This is a genomic window from Novosphingobium sp. B1 (assembly GCF_900176395.1).
Taxonomy (GTDB): Bacteria; Pseudomonadota; Alphaproteobacteria; order Sphingomonadales; family Sphingomonadaceae; genus Novosphingobium.
In genome coordinates this window covers 15682-29954 of record NZ_FWXL01000012.1, presented here as the reverse complement: position 1 = coordinate 29954, position 14273 = coordinate 15682, and the positions used below count along the sequence as shown (strand labels likewise).

The window sequence follows — 14273 nt, the reverse complement described above, 5'->3', positions numbered from 1 at the left end:
GCGCGGGACAGGAGCTGATCCGATGCACGAGCTCGCCTTTCCGCTGCTGGTTGGCCTGATTGCGCTGGCGCTGGCGTTCGATTTCCTCAACGGATTGCACGACGCCGCCAATTCGATTGCCACGGTCGTCTCGACGCGCCTGCTTTCGCCCGTTGCTGCGGTACTCTTTGCCGCTGCGGGCAACTTCGGCGCCTACTGGCTGGTCGGCCTGCATGTGGCCGACACCATCGGCAAGGGCATCATCGACAAGGACATCGTCACCCCCGCAGTCGTGTTCGGCGCGCTGGTTGGTGCGATGTTCTGGAACATCGTGACCTGGATCAAGGGCATTCCCTCGTCGTCGAGCCATGCTCTGATCGGCGGGCTGCTCGGCGCTGGCGTCATGCACGGCGGTTTCGATGCGATCGAATCCAAGAAGACGATCGAGACATTCGTCGCGATCTTCATGTCGCCGCTGATCGGCATGGCGCTTGCCATGTTCTTCGTGCTGCTCACCAGCTGGCTGTTCAAGGGCTTTCAGCCCCGCCGCGCCGAGAACGTGTTCAAGGGCCTGCACCTGCTGTCCTCGGCTGCCTATTCGATCAGCCACGGCGGCAACGATGCCCAGAAGACGATGGGCATCATCACCGTGCTGCTCTACTCCACCGGCTACCTGAAGGGCGAATTCCACATCCCCGAATGGGTTGTGCTGTCGTGCTATGCCGCGATTTCGCTCGGAACCATGTCGGGCGGGTGGAAGATCATCAAGACGATGGGCACCAAGATTACCAAGCTCAACCACCACACCGGGTTCTGCGCCTCGTCGGCGGGATCGATCGTGGTGTTCGGCGCAAGTGCGCTCGGCATCCCGGTGTCGACTACCCACGCCATCACCGGCAGCGTGATCGGCACCGGCGCCGCCCGCCGCGCCAGCGCCGTGCGGTGGGGCGTGGCGCAGCGCGTCGTCACGGCATGGTTCATCACCATCCCGGCCAGCGCCACCGTCGGCGCCGCCTTCTACATGCTGACCAAGCTGTTCTGATCAGCGGCCGACCGTCACCGACTGCTCCGGTGGCGCTGGCTTGCGGAACAGCGGCACGCGCTTGATCCACAGCTTCAGCGCTTCCCAGTGGATGCCGGCCGTCACCTTGAGCGTGGCCAGCGGATAGGCGATCGCCGCGCGCAGGAGTGCGGCATCGCTCAGCGCTGCGCGCCGCGCGGTGTGGACCGCGGCAAGGACAGGACCCTGCGCATCGGACACCGTGATCCCGATCCCCAGGCGCTCGCCAGGGGGCTGGATGCGGAAGGCATAGTCTAGGTCAATCGGCAGGAATGGCGAGACATGGAAGCGCTTTGCTGTCGACTGGTGCAGCGTCGTCGCATCCGGATTTGCCGCGATCACGTAATTGTGTCGCTCCCCGAAGGTGTTCGAAACCTCATAGATCACCGCGCGAAGCGCCCCGTCCGCGCCGTGGCAGAACCAGGTGCTGAGCGGGTTGAAGGCATATCCCAGGATGCGCGGCATGGTCAGCAGCACGATGCGGCCGCCATCCGGGGTGATCCCGGCCTCGCCCAACAACCGCTCGGCATGGGGGCGCAAGGGCCCGCCATCGCCCACATCGCGATCGTGAAAGGCAAACAGATTGAAGCGACCGTGCGAGAACAGGCGAAGGCGCCTTGCCAGAGCGTCGATCCGGTCGATGTCCAGCGCCATGTGCAGCACGCGGTAGCGGAGCACATGGACGCTGGGGCGCAAGCGGCGGTGCAGCACGTGCCCCAGGTACAGGGCCCCGTCGTCCATCACGCCATTTCCGGAACGCGCGCCTGATGCGTCACATGGATGCGACCGGACTCTTCCGCCACAGTCCACGGCCGCCGCACGCCGCCCAACTGCTCGGCCACGGCCAGTCCGGACTGCAAGCCGTCCTCATGGAAGCCCGCGCCGAACCACGCCCCGCAGAACCATGTCCGCCGCTGCCCCTGCAATGACCACAACTGCTTCTGGGCAAGGCCCGCCGCTACGTCGAACACCGGATGATCATAAGCCTCGCGGCGGATCACCAGTGCCGGGTCAGGCTCGACCAGCGGATTGAGCGTGACGAACAGATCCTTGTCGGTCGGGAGGTGCTGCAGCCGGTTCATCCAGTAAGTCACCGAAAGCTGATGCTGCTCGGCCCCGCGCCGCGCTACATAGTTCCAGGCCGACCACACCCTGCGCCGCCGCGGCATCAATCGGGGATCGGCGTGGAGCACGGCCTCGTTATTACGATAAGGGAAAGCCCCAAGCAGGCGGCGCTCATTTTCGTCCGCATCGCCGAGCATGGCCAGCGACTGGTCTGCGTGGGCAGCCATCACGACATGGTCGAACCGCTCCCAGCCGCGCCCGGCGTCGATCAGCACGCCATCGGGCAGGCGGCGCACCTGCTTGACCGGTGAGGCCAGCCGCACGCCCTCTATGAACGGAGCACTGATGCGCTTCACGTATTCGCGGCTGCCGCCGTCAACCGTGCGCCAGCGCGGCCGCTCGCGGAATTGCAGCAGTCCGTGGTTTTCGAAGAAGCGTACGAAGGCCGCCGCCGGATGGTGCGGAATATCGCGCACCGGGGTCGACCATATGGCTGCAGCCATCGGATAGAGGTGGTCGTCGCGGAACGCCGGCCCGCAGCCCAGTCCATCAAGATAGGCGCCCAGTCCCAACTCGCCCATCTCCGGCAGATCGCGCGGTGCAGCCTTGTAGAAGCGCCTCAGGTCGCGCAACATCGACCAGAAGCGGGGCGAGACGAGGTTGCGCCGCTGTGCGAACAGCCCGCGCAAGTCCCCCGCGTATTCCAGCCGTCCATCATCTAGCGTCACGGCAAAGCTCATTACCGTCTCGCGCGTGGGCACGCCCAGGTGCGCAAAAAGCGCCGTCAGGTTGGGGTAGGTGCGTTCGTTGTAGACGATGAACCCGGTATCCACCGGCACGCCATCGGCTTCTACCGTGTTGCTATGCCCCCCAAGCCGATCCGCCGCCTCGAACAGCGTGACCCGATGCCGCTGCGACAACAGCCATGCAGCCGAAAGCCCGGATATCCCGCTCCCGATCACGGCAATATCAAGCACGCCCTCCGGCATGCCGTCACGGCTCATCACGATCCCAGACCCCCATCGGCCAAGCTACCTGTTCGTCGCGTAATACCCATCCGTCATGGGTTGTAGACCGCTCCCGTGGTGACAGGTTGACACAAGTCGCACCCCGGTGGCTAGTTACCCTTTGTGAGCCTTCTTGCCCCGATAATCGCGCTCGTCGAGCGTGCCCCGCTGCCCGATGCGTTGACCCGCGCGGGCGTGTCCTTCATGTGCGAAAAACGCCGCCGCGCCGTCCATCGCGAGCGGCCCGGCGACGCCAGCTTCGCTGCATGGATGGCCGAGCGGCCCGTTGCCGAACACACCGATGCCGCCAACGAACAGCACTATGAATTGCCGCCGCGCTTCTTCGAATTGAGCCTTGGCCCCAACGCCAAGTATTCCTGCTGCCTCTATCCCACCGGCAACGAGACGCTGGAACAGGCCGAACTTGCCGCGCTTGCTGCCACGACCGAACATGCCGCATTGGAAGATGGCCAGCACATTCTCGAACTTGGCTGCGGCTGGGGTTCGCTCAGTCTCCATATGGCCGCGCGCTTCCCCAACGCCCGCATTACCGCCGTGTCGAACTCGCGCCCCCAGGGAGACCACATCCGCGCGAAGGCCAAGGCACGCGGGCTGGCCAACCTGACCGTTATAACTGCAGACATGAATGCTTTCGCGCCGGAGGGACAATTTGATCGGGTCGTCTCGGTTGAGATGTTCGAACACATGGCGAATTGGCGCGAACTGCTCGGTCGGGTGAAGACCTGGCTGCGGCCCGATGGCCGCCTGTTCCTTCACGTGTTCAGCCATCGCCAGTATCCCTACCGCTTCGATACCGCTGACAAGTCGAGCTGGATCGCGCAGTATTTCTTCACCGGCGGCATCATGCCCAGCCATGCGCTGATCGGCCAGTTCGCCGATATCTTTGCGCTGGAGCGCGAATGGTGGTGGGACGGCACCCATTACGAGCGGACGGCGCGCGACTGGCTGGCCCTGTTCGATGCGCGCGCTGATGAGATCGAGCCGGTCCTGCGCGAAGTCTATGGTGCGCAGACCCCGTTGTGGATGCGCCGCTGGCGTCTGTTCTATCTCGCTACCGCCGGATTGTTCGGGCATCGCGGCGGCAAGGAATGGGGCGTCAGTCACTGGTTGCTGAAACCGTCTTGAAAAAGGCACTTGGCAACCGGCCTTCCAGCGGCAAGACTGGTTGCGATAGAAACCGCCCCAGGGGAGACTTCCAGATATGACCGTTCGCTCGCGCGCCGCCACCGGCGTCGCTGCCATCGCGCTGTGCGCCTTTGCCGCCCCGGTGCTCGCCGGCCCCGCCGAAGACCGGATGATCGCCCAACTGCTTGATGAAGGCCTCAACCGTTCCGATGCGATGGAAACCGCCTCGGAATTGATGGACCGCATCGGCCCGCGTCTCACAAACTCGGAAAATCACCGCAAGGCCGAGGAATGGGCCGCTGCCAAGTTCGCGTCCTATGGCCTGAAGAACATTCATAGTGAGCCGTTCGAGTTCGGGCTTGGCTGGAACCTGAAGAGCTATTCCGCCACGATGACCAGCCCGCGCAGCCTGCCCCTTACGGTGCTGCCGGTGGCGTGGTCGCCCGCCACCAACGGCATGATCACCGCGCCGGTCGTGGTCGCGCCGATGAGCAAGGTCGAAAACTTCGAGGCATGGAAGGGCAAGCTTGCCGGCAAGATCGTCCTCGTCAGCCTGCCCGGTGAAACCAGCGAGTCCAAGGACCCGGTGTTCGAACGCCTCTCGGGCGAGGATATCGGCAAGCTCGACAAGTACACCCTGCCGCGCCACGATCCCGAAGGCCTCGCCATGCAGGTCGCGCGTCGCGGCTTTGCCCGCAAGCTTTCGGAATTCCTCAAGGCCGAAGGCGCGCTGGCGATGGTCAAGATGACCTACCGCGATGGCAAGCTGGTCCACGGCGAAGGCTATGACTTCATCCCCGGCGAGACGCTGGCCGTGCCGGCAATGGACATGGCGCAGGAAGACTACCGCCGCCTCGTGCGCCTCGCCAAGACCGGCGCCGCTCCGCAGCTTTCGCTGTCGATCGATGCCAGCTTCGATGACAAGGACCTGATGGCCGACAACGTCATCGCCGAAATCCCCGGCACCGATCCCAAGGCAGGGTACGTAATGGCCGGCGCCCACTTCGATAGCTGGATCGCGGGCGATGGCGCTTCCGACAACGGCGCCGGCAGCGTTGCAGTCATTGAAGCTGCGCGGCTCCTTGCCAGAATGGGCGTAAAGCCGAAGCGCACCATCCGCTTCGCGCTGTGGAGCGGGGAAGAGCAGGGCCTGCTTGGTTCGAAGGCCTATATCGAACAGCACCTCGCTTCGCGTCCGGTCGATCCCGCGCTCAAGGGGATCGACAGCTATTCAGCATGGCGCAACGCGTACCCGATCACGCCCAAGCCCGAATATTCGCAGCTCAAGGCCTATTTCAACATGGACAACGGCTCGGGCAAGTTCCGCGGCATCTATGCCGAGGGCAACGTCGGAGCGGCATCGATCCTGCGTGAATGGCTCAGCCCCTTCAATTCGCTCGGCGCTGACAAGGTGGTGATGAGCAAGACCGGCGGCACCGATCACGTCTATCTCCAGGCGATCGGCCTACCCGGTTACCAGTTCATTCAGGACCCGCTCGATTATGAAAGCCGCGTCCATCACTCGAGCGTCGACACGCTCGATCACATGCGCGCCGACGACATGCGTCAGGCCTCGGTCATCCTTGCCGGCATGCTGCTGCAGGCAGCGATGAGCGACAAGGAACTGCCGCGCTCGCCGCTGCCGACCAAGCCGGATGCAACCGATCCGTTCAAGGTACAGGATCCCAACCAGTAAGTCCTCTCGCCGCTTCCCGCATGCCATCTTGGTAAATGGCGGGAAGCGGCACGCCTTCGCATTTTTCCTGACAGTGCCTGCCAAACAAGAGATACCAAAACTAACTTAGGTTGGTCGTCCAGGGGCAATGGACGGGTCATGCTGAAGCGTATCACAACCGAGGAAGTCCAGCTCGGGATGTTCATCCACAAGCTGGAGGGCAACTGGTTCAGCCACCCCTTCTGGAAGCGGCGCTTTCTTCTTGAAGACCAGGCGATGCTCGAACAGCTGCGCGAGAGCGACGTCAGTGGTGTGGTGATCGATACGGAACGGGGCAGGGATGCTGCTCTTGCCGAGCGATCCTCCCGGCGACCCGTCAATCCTGAACGACCTGTCATCGTACAGGCCGCGCAACGGTTCCAGCACTCTCCCGTCCAACCGCAGCCCCGGTTCCCCCGACCGGCGGCGGTCCTGCCGATCGCGCGAGAATTCGGGCGCGCGAAGCGGGCCGCAGGCGATGCCATGCGCGTGCTCAGCAAGACTTTCATCGAAGTGCGCCTTGGCAAGACAATCCGTGCACACGAGGTGGAGCCTGTGCTGGACGCGGTCTATGCGTCCATCCAGCGCAACCTCTACGCATTCAACGGCCTTCTGCGCTGCCAGAACGACAACGAGTCGATCTATCGTCACTCGCTGGCGGTAAGCGCGCTGATGATTGCGCTGGCCAAGCACATGAAGTTCTCTCCTCTTGACGTCCGTGACGCCGGCATGGCGGGACTGCTCATGGATGTTGGGGTCGGGCAACTGCCGGTGGACCTCGTCGCGACTGGTGGCGATTACGCCTTGTTGCGACCGGACCTGCGCGAACAGCACGTCGTTCTGGGCTACACCTTTCTGAAGGCAGCCGGCGACATTCCCGAGCAGGTCCTGCGGGTAATCCTGCACCACCACGAACGCCTGGATGGCAGTGGCTATCCCCAGGGCCTGAGCGGCCTCGCCATTGAGCCGCTGAGCCGCATGGCCGCCATCTGTGATGCCTATGACACGATGATAGCCGGCCCCGAGCGGCTCGACCCTGCCGAAGCCATCCTGTCGCTTCAACGTCAGGCCGATCTATTTGACGCGGCCATTCTCGCACGTTTCGTCGAAACCGTTGGAGTCTACCCGATCGGCTCGTTCGTGCGCCTGCGTTCGCAGCGGCTGGCGATGGTTGTCGACGAGGACCCTAACGACAGCGCGCGCCCGACCGTCAGGACTTTCTGGTCGTTGCCCTTGTGCAAGCGCCTGAAAGGCGAAACGATCGAGCTTGCCAACTGCTACGGAGAAGACGCTATCGAAGGCGTGGCAGATCTCGCCGGCCTTGACCTGCCTCCCGTCGGGCCGTTGCGCGAAGCACTGCTCAACGCGGCCTGCCGGGTAGCGGTCTAACCCTCGATCACGCCGTAAAGGTCGTGCGCGTCGGCGTCCTCGATCAGCACTTGCGCAAAGTCACCTGCCTTCAGCGTGGCCGGCACGTTGCGCAGGTACACAGCACCGTCGATCTCGGGTGCATCGGCCTGTGATCGGGCCGTCGCGCCGATGTCGCCATCTTCGTCTGGCGCGCCAACTTCGTCGACGATCACCTTGATCGAACGGCCGATCTTCGCCTGCAGCTTGGCCGCGCTGATGCGCTCGGTCGTCTCCATCAGCCGGCGATATCGCTCTTCCTTGATATCCTCTGGCACCGGATCGGGCAGGTCATTCGCCGCGGCGCCGGCCACCGGTTCGAACCGGAAGCCGCCCACGCGATCAAGCTGTGCTTCTTCCAGCCACTCCAGCAGGTATTCGAAGTCCGCCTCGGTCTCACCGGGGAAGCCGACCACGAAGCTCGAACGGATGGCGATGTCCGGGCAGATTTCGCGCCAGGCCTTGATCCGGTCGAGCACCTTGGCTTCGTTGGCCGGGCGCTTCATCGCGCGCAGCACGTTCGGGCTGGCATGCTGGAACGGGATGTCGAGGTAAGGCGTCACCAGTCCCTCGGCCATCAGCGGGATCACCGCATCGACGTGAGGGTAGGGGTAGACATAGTGCAGCCGGACCCACGGCGTCTCGCTGTCCGGCGTGCGCAGCTTGCCCAGTTCGCGAGCCAGGTCGGTCATGTGGGTGCGAACCGGCTGGCCCTTCCACATGCGTTCTTCATGCCGCACGTCGACGCCATAGGCCGAAGTGTCCTGGCTGATGACCAGCAGTTCCTTGGTGCCCGCCGCCACCAGCTTCTCTGCCTCGCGCAGGACGGCATCGATCCGCCGGCTCGCCAGCTTTCCGCGCAGCGATGGGATGATGCAGAAGGCGCAGGCGTGATTGCAGCCTTCCGAAATCTTCAGGTAGCCATAGTGCCGCGGCGTCAGCTTGACATCGCCCGGCTCGGCCTGGGGGATGAGGTCGATGTACGGCCCCATGCTCGGCGGCGCGGCTTCGTGCACCGCTTCGACCACGGCCTCGTACTGGTGTGCGCCGGTCACTGCCAGGACCTGCGGGAACTTGGCGCGGATCGCCTCGGCCTCGTTGCCCATGCAGCCGGTCACGATCACGCGGCCATTCTCGGCGATGGCCTCGCCAATCGCTGCAAGGCTCTCTTCCTTGGCGGAATCGAGGAAGCCGCAGGTGTTGACCAGCACCACGTCGGCACCGGCATAGTCCGGGCTCATCGCGTAGCCATCGGCGCGCAGGCGCGTCAGGATGCGCTCGGAATCGACCAGCGCCTTGGGGCAGCCAAGGCTGACCATGCCTACCTTGGGGGCTTCGGGGAGTTCTATCGGGGGAATCTGGCTTGCCATTATGGCGCGGCCCATAGGGGAAAAAGCACGGCGCGTCACCTATGGCCCTTCAGGTTGCTTCGCGGCGTTGCAATAGAATGCGCCGCGGTCTAGCAACAAAGGCCTGCGGGGGCTTGGAAAAGAAGGAAAAGATGGGCCCGGTCAACTGGATAGCGGTCATTGTTGCAACGCTTTTTGCACTTGGCGTCTCAACCCTCTGGTACGGACCGCTGTTCGGCCGCGCCCGGCTTGAGGAGGTCGGCCCCGGCAAGCTCGGCATCCGCCGCTCGCCCTGGCGCACGGCGGCGATCACGGCCGCGCTTCTTTTCGTCAGCGCCTCGATGATGGGCCACATGTTCGCCCGCGTCGGCGCGGCCACGCTCGACGTGAAGTGGTGGCTCTACTTCATGATGTCTGGCGGGCTTGCCATCGCCTTCATCATCCCCTCGCTGTGGATCAGTTACAGCCAGCAGCGCATCAGTACGCGGCTTGCCCTGATCGACGGCGGCTTCTGGCTTGTCGCCTACCTTGCGATGGGCCTCGCGTTCAGGCTGGTAGGCCAATAGCTGGCGACGTAGGGGCAATTTCGACGATCTCGTCGCCATCTTCCAGCGCGGCGGCGTCAGCCTCCCAGAAGCCGATCGCGCGACCCTTGCGATAGATGCGCAAGCCGCGCCCGCCGCTGGCCAGCGCCGAGAGCGGCTTGCCCACTTCGTCGGACCGCACCTTGCGCTCGACCAGCTGGACACGCCCTTCCACCGAAGCGAGGTCGGTCAGGTAGTCGGCGACATGCTTGCCATGGGCTGAGCCGGCCATGAGCAGGCCGGTGAAACGCACCGGGTTGATCACCGTGCTTGCACCCGCCTGCCGCGCAAGCGCCTCGTTGTCCACCGCGCGCACCACCGTGCTGATGGGCACGTTCGGGGCAAGGTGGCGCGCGGTCAGCGTGATCAGGATCGAGGTATCGTCCCGTCCTGCCGAAACCAGCACGGCACAGGCCTGATTGATGTGCACGTCGATCAGCGTTGCATCGCGCGTGGCATCGCCCGCCATCACGTTGCAGCCCAGCCGCCCCGCTGCTGCAAGCGCGCTCTCGGATGGGTCGATAACCACGATGCAGCCCGGAGGCGTGCCGCGCGCGATCAGTTCGGCAACCGCTTCTGCGCCTGACACGCCAAACCCCAGCACGACCACGTGATCGGTCAGGTTCTTCTGGATCTGCGCCATGCGAAACCGCTCCCAACTGCGCTTGATGATGAAATTGTAGGCCGTGCCCACGAAGATGAAGATCACGGCGATGCGGATGGGCGTAACGATCACCGCCTCGATCAGCCGCGAACGGTCGCTCACCGGGGCAATGTCGCCAAAGCCCGTCGTGGTGATCGAGATCATCGTGAAATAGACAACGTCGAGAAAGCTGATCTGACCGTCGTGCGCGTCCTTGAGGCCGGCACGATCGATCCAGTGCACCGCCACCACGATCGCCACCAGGACAAGCGCCGCTCCCAGCCTTATCCCAAGATCCGCCCAGACCGGCACCTTCAGAGTCCGCCGCAGCAGGTTCACCGGCTTGCGTCCACCGCGCCTCAGCAGATGCAGATCCATGTGTCCTATAATCTCGGCGGCAGGTAGAGTTCCGGATCGCGCGGCACGTTGTTGCGGCGCAGTTCGAAGTGGACGGTCGGCGCCTTGGCTTCGCCGCTACGGCCGACCAGCGCGATCCGCTCGAACGCGGTCACCCTGTCGCCTTCCTTCACCGTCATCGATCCGAGATAGGCATAGGCGGTCACGAAGCCGTTGCCGTGATCGATCAGGATCAGTTGCCCGAAGCGCTCCGGCTCCTTGCCCGCATAAAGCACCGTGCCCGCCGCCGCTGCCCGCACCTTCTGGCCATAGTGCGCGGCAAGGTCGATCCCGTTCGAAGGGATGCTCGAAACCCGCTCGCCGAAGTGCGAAACGACTGCGCCTTCTGTCGGCCATTGCAGGCGCGGCGCATCGGATTCACGCAGCGTCAGTGTCGGACGTGGCGGCAGCGCCGGGCGCAGCGTCGGTGCCGGACGCGGCTCGGCCTTGGGGGATGTGGCCGGCTTGGCCGGACCAATGGCAGGCGCAGGCGCAGGCGCTGGCGCTCTGGTCGGCGCGCTGCGAGGCGCGGCGGTCAATTCGGGTCGCCTGAGCACCTGCCCGATGCGAATGACATAAGGGCTGGGGATGCCATTCGCCTCACCCAGCGCCGCCATGTCCACGCCCCAACGCTGCGCGATGCCGGCAAAGGTATCGCCTGCCTGCACGGTATAGGTCCACGCTACGATTGCCCCGCGCTGGCCGCTCTGGGCCATGCCGGGGCTTGCCGTCTGGGCGGCTGACAGCAGCGCAAGCGCTGCCGCGATACGGCGCATCAGGCTGTGGGCACGAGGCGGGTCAACCCGCCCATGTAGGGGTGCAAAGCTTCCGGTACGTCCACGGTCCCGTCCTCCCGTTGGTAGTTCTCCAGAACTGCCACCAGAGTGCGGCCCACTGCAAGGCCCGAACCATTAAGAGTATGAACGAATTCAGTCCCTTTCGAACCTTCCGGCCGATAGCGGGCATTCATCCGGCGGGCCTGGAAGTCACCGCAGTTGGAGCACGAGGAGATCTCGCGATAGGCGCCCTGGCCGGGCAGCCAGACTTCGAGGTCATAGGTCTTGCGCGCAGTGAAGCCCATATCGCCGGTGCACAGCAGCACCTTGCGATAGGGCAGTCCCAGCGCCTGCAGCACGCCTTCGGCACAGGCCGTCATGCGCTCGTGCTCGGCCTCGGAATCCTCTGGCTTTGTGATCGAGACCAGTTCCACCTTCTCGAACTGGTGCTGGCGAATGAACCCGCGCGTATCACGCCCTGCCGCACCCGCTTCCGAGCGGAAGCATGGTGTAAGCGCAGTCATGCGCAAGGGCAGTTGCGCATCCTGCAGGATCTGGCCCTGCACCGCGTTGGTCAGGCTAACCTCGGCGGTGGGGATCATCCAGCGGCCGTCAGTCGTCTTGAACAGGTCTTCCGAAAACTTGGGCAACTGCCCCGTGCCGAATACAGCCTCGTCCTTGACCAGCAACGGCGGAATGCATTCGAGATAGCCGTTCTCGCCGGTCTGGCGGTTCAGCATAAACTGCGCCAGTGCGCGGTGCAGCCGCGCCATGCCACCCTTGAGGAAGGTAAACCGCGCACCCGAAATCAGCGCGCCGGTCTCGAAATCGAGGCCGAGTGCAGGGCCAAGGTCGGCATGCTCCTTCGGCGTGAAATCGAACTCGCGGGGGCTGCCCCAGCGCAGGACTTCAGCGTTCTCGCTCTCGTCCGCACCTTCCGGCACGTCGGCGGCGGGCGCATTGGGATAGGCGGCCAGCGCGGCATTCTGCTGCGCCGTCAGCGTCCGCTCTTCCTCTTCGAGCGAGGGCAGTTCAACCTTGAGCGCGGCCACTTCGGCTTTCAGCGCTTCGGCAGTATCCTTGTCACCCTTGCCCATGGCCGCGCCGATGGCCTTGGATGCCTCGTTGCGGCGCGCCTGCACCTCCTGCATCCGCGTCGCGATCTCGCGGCGGCGCGCATCGAGCGCGAGGATCGTATCGGCTGCGGGCTCCACGCCACGGCGGGCGAGGACGGCGTCGAAAGCGGCGGGGTTTTCGCGGATCAGGCGGATATCGTGCATGGGCCGCGCTATGCCGCCTTGCTTGGCAAGGCGCAAGCCGCCGTCGGCGCTCTTACGGGCGGGGGCAGGTATTCATGCCAAGCAGCGAATAGAGCGGGCAGGTACGCAGCAGCCCGGTCAAAAGCGGTACCACGCCGAGCCAGCCCAGCGGTGTCTGCGGCCCGATGAACACGAGCGCAATCAGCACGAGCCCGAGAATGATGCGGAGCAGACGGTCGATACCGCCGACATTGGTCCTGAACATGGGTCTGGTCCTCCAGTGTGAACCAGCCCACCATGCCGCCTTATATTAGAACTTCCTTGATCCTGCGCAATCGCACGATCATTTCTCGCGCTCGCCTTCGGCAGGTTCTTCGGTGGAGTGCGACTGCTGCGAGGCGTCCTGCGGTCGATCCTTGCGCACGCCTTCGCTCGGCTCCTGCGACGAAATCGCCTGCATGCGGCGCTCTTCCTCGGGATAGTCCTGGGGCGTTACGTTCGAATTGATCTTGGTGGTGGCGTGCACTTCGCTGTTGAGGCTCGCATTGTCGCTCGTCGGCTCCAGCGGCGGCGTGCGTTCATCCTTGTTTTGCATGGGAAATCTCCGGGAGGGGGGCTTTCCTGAACTGCCGCCAGACCGCCCGGTTCCCTCTTACGAACCTGCCTTGCGCCAGCCGCCATCGCGTGCGGCACGTTCCTCCGCTGCATCCAGCGCCGGGCCAGCCGCCATGGCCTGCGCGCGCGCCATGATCGCGCCCTCGCTCCCCGCTTGCCGGTATTCGGTGCCCGATTGCGCTTCGCCCTGGCCCGCCGCCTGCAGCTTCCAGCCCTCATCATCGCGGCAGGCAATGCCCGACGCTCCGCTAGCGGCGTAGGCCCGGCAGAACGAACCATCGCCGTCGCGGAAGCTCAACAGCACGCGGACAGTAGCTGCCCCGGCCTGTTCGCTCGTCAGTTGCCTATCCAGCGCCAGCGCAACGTCGTCACTGACATAGTCGGAGGAGCGCTGGCCCAGCGAAACCGCAAGCACCAGCGATGCGGCCAGCGCCGGCCCGGCAACCCACGCCCAGCGCGGCGGGCCTTTGCGCCGTGCCCGGGCCTCCGCCAGGTCCACCACCTTTGGCGCGGCTAGCATGGCTGCCAGATGATCGGGAACCGGCTCGGCCGCTATCGGCGCAAAATGCGCGCCAAGCCTTCTTGCCAGCGCGCGATGCGCCTCCACCTGCCGCGCCAGCGCCGGATCGGCGGCAACGGCGGCGCCGACCTGCGCCTGCTCGGCACCTTCAAGCTGCCCGTCGGCAAAGGCCGCGATCTGTTCAGGCGTCGGGGTCATGCCGCTTCTCCCAGCAACGTCATCAGCGCGTCGCGCCCGCGCACCAGCCGTGAATTGAGCGTGCCGACCGGGCAGCCGACGATCTCCGCCGCTTCCTTGTAGGACCAGCCTTCGACCATCACCAGCAGCACTGCCTCGCGCTGTTCGTCGGGTAGCCGGGCCATCGCGCGATCGACATCGCCCAGGCCGACGCGCTCCTCCTGTCCGCCCGAGGCACCGACCGCCAGGCCGGCCTCCTCCGCCTCGAAGGTTTCGCCCCGGCGGGTGCGGGCGCGGATTTCGTCGATCCATATGTTGCGCATCATGCGGTACATCCAGCTGTCGAGCCGCGTGCCTGCCTGCCACCTGTCGCGGCTGCGCAGCGCCCGTTCGATCGTCATCTGGCAAAGATCGTCGGCCTCGGCCACATCTCGCGCCAACCCGGCCGCAAACCGTCGCAGGCGCGGGAGCAGGGCCAGGATGCCATCGGCGAAGGGGTCAGCCAGAGTCTTTGCCTTTCTGATGGATAGAACGAACCGCCTCATCCGTTTAATCCCCGAGACCTTTGAGGCTATG

The 14273-nt window shown here is 64.7% G+C and carries 15 protein-coding genes; 5 read left to right on the top strand and 10 right to left on the bottom strand.

The features are described from left to right. Nucleotides 1-22: 22 nt before the first annotated feature. Nucleotides 23-1021 (top strand): inorganic phosphate transporter, encoded by a 999-nt coding sequence (locus B9A23_RS17155; RefSeq protein ID WP_084280262.1) that lies wholly within the window; start codon nucleotides 23-25, stop codon nucleotides 1019-1021. Here B9A23_RS17155 and B9A23_RS17150 read toward each other — a convergent pair whose 3' ends face one another. Continuing rightward, nucleotides 1022-1780 carry a DUF1365 domain-containing protein gene (locus tag B9A23_RS17150; protein ID WP_084280260.1) on the bottom strand — a complete coding sequence of 253 codons (759 nt, stop codon included), beginning with the start codon at nucleotides 1778-1780 and terminating at the stop codon, nucleotides 1022-1024. Next, on the bottom strand, nucleotides 1780-3108 hold the full coding sequence (locus tag B9A23_RS17145; protein ID WP_084280258.1) for an NAD(P)/FAD-dependent oxidoreductase: 1329 nt from the start codon (nucleotides 3106-3108) through the stop codon (nucleotides 1780-1782). The genes B9A23_RS17150 and B9A23_RS17145 overlap by 1 nt, the downstream gene beginning before the upstream one ends. 126 nt (nucleotides 3109-3234) lie before the next feature. Here B9A23_RS17145 and B9A23_RS17140 point away from each other — a divergent pair, with 126 nt between their 5' ends. The 3 genes from B9A23_RS17140 to B9A23_RS17130 all read left to right on the top strand — a co-directional run bounded on the left by B9A23_RS17140 (nucleotide 3235) and on the right by B9A23_RS17130 (nucleotide 7360). Beyond that, nucleotides 3235-4257, top strand: a complete 1023-nt coding sequence (locus B9A23_RS17140) for an SAM-dependent methyltransferase (RefSeq protein ID WP_084280256.1) — start codon at nucleotides 3235-3237, stop codon at nucleotides 4255-4257. Between the two features lie 76 nt (nucleotides 4258-4333). Then, nucleotides 4334-5953, top strand: coding sequence for a M20/M25/M40 family metallo-hydrolase (locus B9A23_RS17135; protein ID WP_084280254.1), 1620 nt, complete (start codon nucleotides 4334-4336; stop codon nucleotides 5951-5953). 138 nt (nucleotides 5954-6091) lie between these two features. Continuing rightward, nucleotides 6092-7360, top strand: coding sequence for an HD-GYP domain-containing protein (locus B9A23_RS17130; RefSeq protein WP_084280252.1), 1269 nt, complete (start codon nucleotides 6092-6094; stop codon nucleotides 7358-7360). Here B9A23_RS17130 and rimO read toward each other — a convergent pair. Further along, on the bottom strand, nucleotides 7357-8763 hold the full coding sequence (gene rimO / locus B9A23_RS17125; RefSeq protein WP_084280250.1) for a 30S ribosomal protein S12 methylthiotransferase RimO: 1407 nt from the start codon (nucleotides 8761-8763) through the stop codon (nucleotides 7357-7359). The two genes, B9A23_RS17130 and rimO, sit on opposite strands and share 4 nt — an antisense overlap. Before the next feature lie 98 nt (nucleotides 8764-8861). Here rimO and B9A23_RS17120 point away from each other — a divergent pair, with 98 nt between their 5' ends. Further along, nucleotides 8862-9293, top strand: a complete 432-nt coding sequence (locus tag B9A23_RS17120; protein WP_254895169.1) for a DUF1761 domain-containing protein — start codon at nucleotides 8862-8864, stop codon at nucleotides 9291-9293. On the opposite strand, the gene B9A23_RS17115 is transcribed toward B9A23_RS17120, so the two are convergent. From B9A23_RS17115 to B9A23_RS17080, 7 genes are all read right to left on the bottom strand, one after another. Beyond that, on the bottom strand, nucleotides 9274-10332 hold the full coding sequence (locus B9A23_RS17115) for a potassium channel family protein (RefSeq protein ID WP_084280248.1): 1059 nt from the start codon (nucleotides 10330-10332) through the stop codon (nucleotides 9274-9276). The two genes, B9A23_RS17120 and B9A23_RS17115, sit on opposite strands and share 20 nt — an antisense overlap. A gap of 5 nt (nucleotides 10333-10337) precedes the next feature. Then, nucleotides 10338-11126 carry a M23 family metallopeptidase gene (locus B9A23_RS17110; protein ID WP_084280246.1) on the bottom strand — a complete coding sequence of 263 codons (789 nt, stop codon included), beginning with the start codon at nucleotides 11124-11126 and terminating at the stop codon, nucleotides 10338-10340. Next, nucleotides 11126-12406, bottom strand: coding sequence for a serine--tRNA ligase (serS, locus tag B9A23_RS17105; RefSeq protein ID WP_084280244.1), 1281 nt, complete (start codon nucleotides 12404-12406; stop codon nucleotides 11126-11128). The genes B9A23_RS17110 and serS overlap by 1 nt, the downstream gene beginning before the upstream one ends. Before the next feature lie 52 nt (nucleotides 12407-12458). Next, nucleotides 12459-12650, bottom strand: a complete 192-nt coding sequence (locus B9A23_RS17100) for a YgaP family membrane protein (RefSeq protein ID WP_084280242.1) — start codon at nucleotides 12648-12650, stop codon at nucleotides 12459-12461. 78 nt (nucleotides 12651-12728) lie between these two features. Then, nucleotides 12729-12980: a hypothetical protein gene (locus B9A23_RS17095; RefSeq protein WP_084280240.1), complete on the bottom strand. Its 252-nt coding sequence runs from the start codon at nucleotides 12978-12980 to the stop codon at nucleotides 12729-12731. Between the two features lie 57 nt (nucleotides 12981-13037). Then, nucleotides 13038-13718: a hypothetical protein gene (locus B9A23_RS17090; protein ID WP_139797530.1), complete on the bottom strand. Its 681-nt coding sequence runs from the start codon at nucleotides 13716-13718 to the stop codon at nucleotides 13038-13040. Further along, a complete protein-coding gene (locus tag B9A23_RS17080) occupies nucleotides 13715-14242 on the bottom strand; it encodes an RNA polymerase sigma factor (RefSeq protein WP_084280237.1) in 528 nt (175 codons plus the stop codon). The genes B9A23_RS17090 and B9A23_RS17080 overlap by 4 nt, the downstream gene beginning before the upstream one ends. Nucleotides 14243-14273 lie beyond the last annotated feature (31 nt).

Bases quoted from the DNA above. Each gene is read 5' to 3' on its own strand.
- B9A23_RS17155 (WP_084280262.1), top strand. From the start codon at position 23: ATGCACGAGCTCGCCTTTCCGCTGCTGGTTGGCCTGATTGCGCTGGCG.
- B9A23_RS17150 (WP_084280260.1), bottom strand. From the start codon at position 1,780: ATGGACGACGGGGCCCTGTACCTGGGGCACGTGCTGCACCGCCGCTTG.
- B9A23_RS17145 (WP_084280258.1), bottom strand. From the start codon at position 3,108: ATGAGCCGTGACGGCATGCCGGAGGGCGTGCTTGATATTGCCGTGATC.
- B9A23_RS17135 (WP_084280254.1), top strand. From the start codon at position 4,334: ATGACCGTTCGCTCGCGCGCCGCCACCGGCGTCGCTGCCATCGCGCTG.
- B9A23_RS17130 (WP_084280252.1), top strand. From the start codon at position 6,092: ATGCTGAAGCGTATCACAACCGAGGAAGTCCAGCTCGGGATGTTCATC.
- rimO (WP_084280250.1), bottom strand. From the start codon at position 8,763: ATGGGCCGCGCCATAATGGCAAGCCAGATTCCCCCGATAGAACTCCCC.
- B9A23_RS17115 (WP_084280248.1), bottom strand. From the start codon at position 10,332: ATGGATCTGCATCTGCTGAGGCGCGGTGGACGCAAGCCGGTGAACCTG.
- B9A23_RS17110 (WP_084280246.1), bottom strand. From the start codon at position 11,126: ATGCGCCGTATCGCGGCAGCGCTTGCGCTGCTGTCAGCCGCCCAGACG.
- serS (WP_084280244.1), bottom strand. From the start codon at position 12,406: ATGCACGATATCCGCCTGATCCGCGAAAACCCCGCCGCTTTCGACGCC.
- B9A23_RS17100 (WP_084280242.1), bottom strand. From the start codon at position 12,650: ATGTTCAGGACCAATGTCGGCGGTATCGACCGTCTGCTCCGCATCATT.
- B9A23_RS17095 (WP_084280240.1), bottom strand. From the start codon at position 12,980: ATGCAAAACAAGGATGAACGCACGCCGCCGCTGGAGCCGACGAGCGAC.
- B9A23_RS17090 (WP_139797530.1), bottom strand. From the start codon at position 13,718: ATGACCCCGACGCCTGAACAGATCGCGGCCTTTGCCGACGGGCAGCTT.
- B9A23_RS17080 (WP_084280237.1), bottom strand. From the start codon at position 14,242: ATGAGGCGGTTCGTTCTATCCATCAGAAAGGCAAAGACTCTGGCTGAC.